This window comes from Catenibacterium sp. UBA627, from assembly GCF_002299355.1.
GTDB classification, from domain to species: Bacteria; Bacillota_I; Bacilli_A; order Erysipelotrichales; family Coprobacillaceae; genus Catenibacterium; species Catenibacterium mitsuoka.
This window is the reverse complement of record NZ_DBPF01000037.1, coordinates 12,103-16,002: the sequence shown is the minus strand read 5'-3', so window position 1 is coordinate 16,002 and position 3,900 is coordinate 12,103. Positions and strand designations below refer to the sequence as shown.

The window sequence follows — 3,900 nt, the reverse complement described above, 5'->3', positions numbered from 1 at the left end:
CTGGAAACACTAAAGAAGTAGTTGATGCTATCAAAAAAATTAAAAATGAAGTTGGTGCTACAGTTATCTCATTTGTTGATGCTAAAGAAGCTATCTTATTAGATTTAGGAGACTACAAGATCTCTTATCCAATGAACGAACAGTTAAAGTTCTTCATGGTTGCTGACCGTTTCATGTTCAACAATGGTGAATTAGAAGACTACGATGATATGTATGCTGAATTTGATAAATACTTAGCAGAAGATTTAGTAGAAGTTGAAAAGAAAGCTGAACCATTCGCTATTGAATTCGCTAAAAAACACTGGAATGATGAAATGCACTACTTTGTAGGTGCTGGAAACCAGTGGGGTGCTACTTACTCATATGCAATGTGCTATTGGGAAGAACAGTTATGGTTAAAGACTAAATCAATCACATCAAATGAATTCTTCCATGGTATGTTTGAAATCGTAACTAAAGAGACTCCAGTTACAATCTATATTGGTGAAGATGCTCAGCGTCCATTATCAGAACGTGTAGCTAACTTTATTCCAAGAATTTGTGCAAACTACACAATCATTGATACTAAAGATTATGAATTAAAGGGAATTAGTGAAAAATATCGTAAACACTTATCTCATCACGTAATGCATGCTGTAAACAACAGAATCGACGTTCACATGGAAATCGAAACTCGTCACCCTATGGAAATCCGTCGTTACTACAGAAGATTAGAATACTAAAATATAAAGGGTGGATTTATTCCACCTTTTACACCTTAATTGGGGGTATATTATGAATAAATTAACAATGCTTGATTATGTTAAAGAAACACCAGGCGTATTAAGAACAAATATTGAACAATATACTACACTAGTTGATCCATTGATGAAAGAAGTGCAACAAAAAGAAATCAAACGTATTTTACTTATTGCTTCTGGATCAAGTCATAATGCTTGTTATTGTGCTAGAAGTTTTGTGGAAAAAGTAAGTGGTTTAGAAGTTAGAATCATTACTCCATATACATTTACGTACTATGAAAATGATATTAAAGAGAACGACTTAGTTTTAGTGGTTACACAGAGTGGTTTAAGTACAAATGCAATTGAAGCATTAAAAATCATTAAGAAAAAAGAATGTAAAGCTATTTGTTTAACAGGAAATAAAAACAGCGATGTAAAAGATGTTGCGGATATTGTGATTGAATATGGTGTGGGCAAAGAATTAGTTGGCTATGTCACAAAAGGTGTTTCTTCACTTGCGTTATTCTTAGATTTATTCGCAATTGCATATTCTGGAAAGACTGAATATTTGGATGAATTAAAGAAAGCAGCTGATTTAAATGAAGAAATGATTGATCAGGCTACAAACTTTATTCAGCGACATTATAAGAATTTCACATCTATGTCCTGGGTTTACAGTTGTGGAGCCGGTGCCAATTATGGAACAGCACTTGAAAGTGCATTAAAAATCGGTGAAACCATTCATATTCCAAGTTGCTGCTATGAAATTGAAGAGTACATTCATGGACCAAACCTTCAATTGACGCCACAATACAATGTGATTTTCTTTGATGGAAACGATGGTGCAAGTCGACGCGTAGAACAAGTATATAAGGCTACGCGAAAAGTCAGCAATCGAGCTTATTTAATTTCAAACAATCCTCAATTATCAAGTGATGATCATGTTTTAAGTTTGAGTGATACTGTTTCAAGTGAATTATGTCCACTTGTATATCTACCATTTGTACAATTATTAAGCTTTATTGTTTCAAATGACTTACACTCTATTTATCAACATCCATTATTAAAAGAATTTAAGGCTATTGCTGCTGCAAAAACGGAGAATTTTGTGAATTATGATGGAGACGATTAAAACTGTTATTTTTGATATGGATGGTGTGATATTTGATAGTGAAACCATGTATATAAATGATTTGATAAGATTTTTTAAACAGCATGATATAGAAATACAAGTAAGTGATTGTATTCCTCTCATTGGTATTGATAGTAAATTATATTATGAACAAGCATACACAATGTGGAATGAAAAAACTGATTTCATGACATTTAAAAATATGCTTCAAGAATACTTTCGTTCATTTGATTGTGATTATAAAGCGGTAGTTAGACCTCAGATCTATTCCGTTTTAGAATACTTAAGTAAACATTATAAAATAGCGTTAGCGTCCTCTTCTAGTTTATATAGTATTAATAATGCGTTGGATCAGGCTGGTTTAAAAAAGTATTTTTCACTTATAGTAAGTGGTGAACAATTCAAAGAAAGTAAACCAAATCCAGAAATATATTTACATACAATCAAAGAATTGAATGTAAATAAGGATGAAGCTATTATTATTGAGGATTCATCTAAAGGAATATTAGCTGCAAATAGAGCTGGTATTAAGGTATTGGCTTTAAAAGATGATAAGTTTGGCTTAGATCAGAGTCAGGCAGATATAATTATTAATGAATTAAATGATATTATAAAGTTGATTGAGAAAGGGGCATAAAAGTATGAATGCTATGTTAATTGTCGCTATAGTGATTGCTATTATTGGTACTCTTCCAGTAATTATCAGAAAGAAACTCCTAAAAAATTATCTAACATTACTCCAAAACAATGATATCAAGGCAATAAAAGACTTAATGGCAACTCAACTAGCTAAGATATGTATTCCTCCATTTAATAGGGAATATTTACTTTTAAATGCTTATCTAAAATTAAAAGATGACAAACAAATAGATACTCAAGTAAACAATATAATAGATCATGTTCCTATGAATTCTAAGCAGAAGTCTGCTCTCGCAAAATCAGTATTCTATATATATGTAGATGAGAAGAATGCATCTATGATTGATCGTTTGTTGAAAATGGTTAGCACGACAAATGATCATGCCCTATATAGACAGATGGATATGGTTAATGATACTTTGATTAGTGGTGGAATTAAGTATTATGATGAATTGAAGTCTGATCTAGAAGATGAAGAATATACTAAAAACAATGAAGATACTCCCTATCTTGAATTCTTATTATCAGTTATCTACAAGAATATGGGTAATGAATCAAAAAGCAAGGAATATAAGAATAAAGCCTTAGAAGACAGTAAAGGAACTGTATATGAATCTTTAATTCAGTCTCAAAATTAATTGGATGATTAAAAAGATTCCTTACCGTAAAGACAGCCTAATAGGTTGTCTTTTATATTTACCAGAATATTTCTATCACATCAACATAATTATGCTATAATTGTGTTGATGAAAGGAGTGAGATATTATGCCACTAATTCTACCTATTAAGGAGTTAAGAAATACAAATGATATCTCTAATATTGCACACAAACATCATGAACCTATTTTCATTACAAAAAATGGCTATAGTGACCTGGTTGTGATGAGCAGTGAATTATATGATGAGTTTGCTAGAATAAATCGTATAGACAAAGCAATCTTTGAATCTGAACAGGAACTGTTGGATGGTGCAGAAGCAGTTGATGCAAAAAAAGTATTCGATGATTTGGAGAAAAAGCATTTTGGATAAGTATCAAGTAAAAATCAATCCCAAATCAATTTCTGAATTAGATTATATTTACAACTATATTGCAATTGAAAAATCAGCCTCTGAAAATGCGAGAGCACAAATTAATCGAATTAAAAATGCTATCTTGGGTTTAGATACTTTTCCTGAATCTCATCAAGTGAGAACAGAAGGAAGATATGCTGGAAAATACAGACAATTATTGATTGATAACTACATTGTCATTTTTCGAATTGATGAGCTACATAAGACTGTTTACGTGGTTACAGTCCAATACCAGGGACGTAATATATAAGGAGATAGATGACTAAATAACGCATGTTCACACCATGCGTTTTTTTATATAATCAGACTTGTTTAGAAAAATCACCTCCTGCAACC

General features: G+C 31.5%; 6 protein-coding genes. All 6 read left to right on the top strand.

From position 1 onward, the window contains the following. Positions 1-722, top strand: a 722-nt coding sequence (locus B2S90_RS02750; protein ID WP_286696508.1) for an SIS domain-containing protein, incomplete at its 5' end; no start/stop codon positions are given. Positions 723-774: 52 nt separating this feature from the next. Next, positions 775-1,854 carry an SIS domain-containing protein gene (locus B2S90_RS02745; protein ID WP_279148275.1) on the top strand — a complete coding sequence of 360 codons (1,080 nt, stop codon included), beginning with the start codon at positions 775-777 and terminating at the stop codon, positions 1,852-1,854. Further along, positions 1,838-2,491, top strand: a complete 654-nt coding sequence (locus B2S90_RS02740) for an HAD family hydrolase (RefSeq protein ID WP_215656434.1) — start codon at positions 1,838-1,840, stop codon at positions 2,489-2,491. Before B2S90_RS02745 ends, B2S90_RS02740 begins: the two co-directional genes overlap by 17 nt. A 4-nt stretch (positions 2,492-2,495) precedes the next feature. Further along, positions 2,496-3,131 carry a hypothetical protein gene (locus B2S90_RS02735; RefSeq protein ID WP_279148277.1) on the top strand — a complete coding sequence of 212 codons (636 nt, stop codon included), beginning with the start codon at positions 2,496-2,498 and terminating at the stop codon, positions 3,129-3,131. Positions 3,132-3,258: 127 nt separating this feature from the next. Continuing rightward, positions 3,259-3,522 (top strand): hypothetical protein, encoded by a 264-nt coding sequence (locus B2S90_RS02730; RefSeq protein ID WP_055234107.1) that lies wholly within the window; start codon positions 3,259-3,261, stop codon positions 3,520-3,522. Beyond that, positions 3,515-3,814, top strand: coding sequence for a type II toxin-antitoxin system RelE/ParE family toxin (locus tag B2S90_RS02725; protein WP_055234108.1), 300 nt, complete (start codon positions 3,515-3,517; stop codon positions 3,812-3,814). The genes B2S90_RS02730 and B2S90_RS02725 overlap by 8 nt, the downstream gene beginning before the upstream one ends. The last annotated feature ends 86 nt before the right edge of the window (positions 3,815-3,900 follow it).